At 48.6% G+C, this 3,464-nt stretch carries 3 protein-coding genes; 2 read left to right on the top strand and 1 reads right to left on the bottom strand.

What is annotated here, in order from left to right:
- Nucleotides 1-587: 587 nt before the first annotated feature.
- Nucleotides 588-1,286, top strand: coding sequence for a tetratricopeptide repeat protein (locus H6S82_RS24685; RefSeq protein ID WP_322111915.1), 699 nt, complete (start codon nt 588-590; stop codon nt 1,284-1,286).
- Between the two features lie 31 nt (nt 1,287-1,317).
- The gene (locus H6S82_RS24690) at nt 1,318-2,313 is read left to right on the top strand and encodes a tetratricopeptide repeat protein (RefSeq protein ID WP_190465243.1); all 996 of its coding nucleotides are present in this window, start codon (nt 1,318-1,320) and stop codon (nt 2,311-2,313) included.
- A 121-nt stretch (nt 2,314-2,434) separates the two neighbouring features.
- On the opposite strand, the gene H6S82_RS33705 is transcribed toward H6S82_RS24690, so the two are convergent.
- Nucleotides 2,435-3,464, bottom strand: a 1,030-nt coding sequence (locus H6S82_RS33705) for a diguanylate cyclase (RefSeq protein ID WP_191056866.1), incomplete at its 5' end; no start/stop codon positions are given.

The following is a 3,464-nucleotide window of genomic DNA, read 5'->3' on the forward strand; positions in this document are numbered from 1 at the left end:
GGGTGACAGGGGGCTTGGGTGGATTCGGCTTACGAACGACCGGTAATTCGGCCTTAGCTTGTTCGGAACCGCTAGAAGACTGGGGGAACTGATTCGGAGAGGGACTCATAAGAACTCCTTGCAGCGGAGACACACTTCCTCTGGCTCCTCGTGAGAGATAAGCACAAACTGGACTTGGGTACAAAATGCCCGGTCGATAACCGAGAATCTTTGCAAATCCCTTGTACTAGCCAGAAGCCAAAACCTAGTATCTACTACTCTATTCGCTCTCGCGTTCCTCCGGAGTTCACAGCGCGGGAACTTCGCCGACAATGACTGTCGCCGCAGGTGTACTGCCGTTGGCGATCGCGGACCGATGATTAGATCGGCGTGCCTATTTTACTGAATGCAATTAATTTTCGGTGCAATCCGCAAAGTTTCTTTGAGACTGTCACATTTTGGCCTTCTGGCCGAGGGATTGCGGTTCATTGCAATTAACAATGAACTGCCAACCATGACCGCAGCGAAATATCTCAATCTCAGATCGCGCTAACTATATCGTCTTTTTCTATATCGTTGATAATGAGATTAGAGTTCAAAAAAGTTGTGTGTCAGATAAAGTCCGTCGCTGGTTGATTGTAGGGATGATGGTCTTCGGAATCATTCCTTTTGTAGGGACGTCGATCGTTCCCCTCCTACAGGCTTTTCAGGGGGGGCAGCCTACTGGGGTAACGGCGACATCCGCTCAGGTGCAAGCGACGGCGATAAAGGAGGAACTACAAGCTAGAGCTAAGGGTTTCGAGCTGGTTTTGCAGCGAGAACCAGATAATCAAACGGCGCTCAAAGAATTGATCGCTACCCGTCAACAAATGGCTGGGCTGGGACTGGGCGATATCAAGGATGCGATCGCACCGATGGAAAAACTGGCTTCGCTCAATCCTAAAGACGTTGGGGTGCAGATAGACTTGGCCAGCTTTTACACTCAGCAGAAACGTTACGACGAGGCGATCGCAGTCTTGGATAAGGCGATCGACAGCAACAAAGAAGATTTTCGACCGGTGTTTGCCAAGGCAATTGTGCTGCAACAGCAAGGCAAAACCGAACAAGCCCAGCCCCTATTCGCTAGTGCTGCGGATTTGGCACCACCTGAGTTAAAAGAGCGAGTTAAGGCCCAAATCGCACAAATCAAAACTCAAACGCCAGCGCCCAAGGCTGATTCGACTACTTCTCCATCTACTCCATCTACAGATCGCTCTGTTAACCCAGCAGCAACCCCATCTTCAGAATCAACTCCAGCAAAAAATTAGCTTTGCTGGCAATAGTTTCCCAGCCTTGATAATGTCTTTAGTTAGAGTTCAAAGCACTCATGTGTCCCAAAAGCGCGATCGCGTAGCCCAAAGCAAAAATAACAACCGCTGGTTAATAGGTGCGGGGTTACTTCTGGTATTCATTACCGTAGGCGGATTTTTGCTTGGCAGGTCTTCTTTTTTGAGTCAAGCTTTTGTGCAAGAGCAATCCTCTGACCCAACGGCGGTGACACCTGCGGTGGAGTCCACTCAAGCTCTTCAAGCAGAACTGGAAATCCAGGTTAAAGGTTACGAACAGGTTTTGCAGCGCAAACCAGACGATCGAACTGCACTCAAAGGACTGATCGACACGAAGCTGGAACTGGTTCGCTTAGGTGTGGGTAGTATAAAGGATACGATCGAACCTCTAGAAAAACTCGCTAAACTCAGTCCGCAGCAAACTGAATACACGGTGCTGCTAGCTCAAACTAAGCAGCAAGTTGGCGATATTGAAGGATCTGCAACGATTTATCGCACGATTTTGGAGTCTAAACCAGGAGATCTCAAGGCTTTGGATGGACTGGTAAACTTGTTGCTGGATCAACAACGTCCGCAAGCGGCGATCGGATTGTTGCAAGATACGCTGGATAATGCACCCAAGCTGAATCAAATTAAGCCGGAAACTATAGATGAAGTTTCGGTGCGGTTGATGCTGGGACGAGTTTACGCGGAACAGGAAAGTTACCCAGAAGCGATCGCCGCTTTCGATCGAGCTATCAAAGCTGATAAGGAAGATTTTCGTCCGGTGTTAGCTAAGGCGATCGTACTCCAAAAACAAGGCAAAAATGAGGAAGCTCAACCTCTGTTTTCTTCTGCGGCGTCTTTAGCTCCAGCTCAATATAAAGACCAAATCAATCAGCTCGCATCTGCATCTCCACCGGCGGAAGTCCAAGAGTCACCCGATAGTAACTCCGACACCGATAGCGCGGAAACGGAAGAATCACCCGATGGGAACTCCAATACAGATAACACCGAACAAGGTAATTGAAGAGAGTCGGGGAGTGGGGGAGTGGGGGAGCGGGGGAGCGGGGGAATAAATGTTTTCCCTCTTCCCTTTTCCCTTTTCCCTTTTCCCTTTTCCCTTTTCCCCAGTCCCTAGTCCCGACGCCCTAGTCCCGACGCCCTAGTCCTAACTTCAAAACTATGCGATCGCGTCCTTGGTTTTTTGCTTCGTAAAGTGCCTTGTCCGCATTGGTAATTAGTGTTGTTGGCACATCATCTGGAGTGGGAATTGCACTAGCAACTCCCAAACTGACCGTAACGCAGTTGTTTACTTGGGAGCAAGGGTGGGGCAATTGCAGTTGATGAACTCGATCGCGCATAGCCTGAGCCACTTTCAAAGCTCCATGAGCCTCCGTATTGGGCAAAATAGCGGCAAACTCTTCGCCTCCGTAACGAGCGACCAAATCCGCCGGACGCTTGGCTGCAAGCCTTGCCGCTAGTGCGATCTGTCGCAGGCAATCATCGCCAGATTGATGTCCGTAGCGATCGTTATAAAATTTGAAATAATCGACATCTAATAATATTAAAGATAAAGGCTGTTTTTCCCGTGCGCCCCGCTGCCATTCTTGAAATAAATATTCATCAAAACGACGCCGATTCGCAAGTTGGGTTAAGCCGTCTAAGTTGGCAAGGCGTTCTAATTCCAAATTCGCTTGTACAAGCGCAGCTTCTGCTTTTTTGCGCTGAATCATCGACCCCAATTGGCTGGCAACTGCCTTGACAAGAGAGAGAGATCGATCGTCAGGTTTTATTTCCTGTTTTTGCAGAAACACCAAAACTGCTAGTACTTCTGACTCGAATACAATAGGAATTGCTAAGGCACCTTTAATTCCTGTTGCTGAGGCGATTGCCGCACGATGAAAAACCTGATGGTTCTCGCACGAGATATTGGCAATCCATTCCCACTTTTGAGTTTGCCAAACCCTTCCCAGCAAACCCTCACCGGGACCAAAGCAAAACGTCTCGCTTTGGTGTTGAAATTTATCGAAATGGACATGGCTAACATCCCAACAGCGACGACATTCAAGTGTAGTTGCTTCTGCATTAGGCATCCAAGCTTCCCCAAAATCCCAACCGATAGTCTGACAAACGTTTGCCAAAATTACTTCTAATGCTTCTTCTACATCGGCAGCAGAG

The organism is Planktothrix sp. FACHB-1355, assembly GCF_014748295.1.
GTDB classification, from domain to species: domain Bacteria; phylum Cyanobacteriota; class Cyanobacteriia; order Cyanobacteriales; family Aerosakkonemataceae; genus Aerosakkonema; species Aerosakkonema funiforme_A.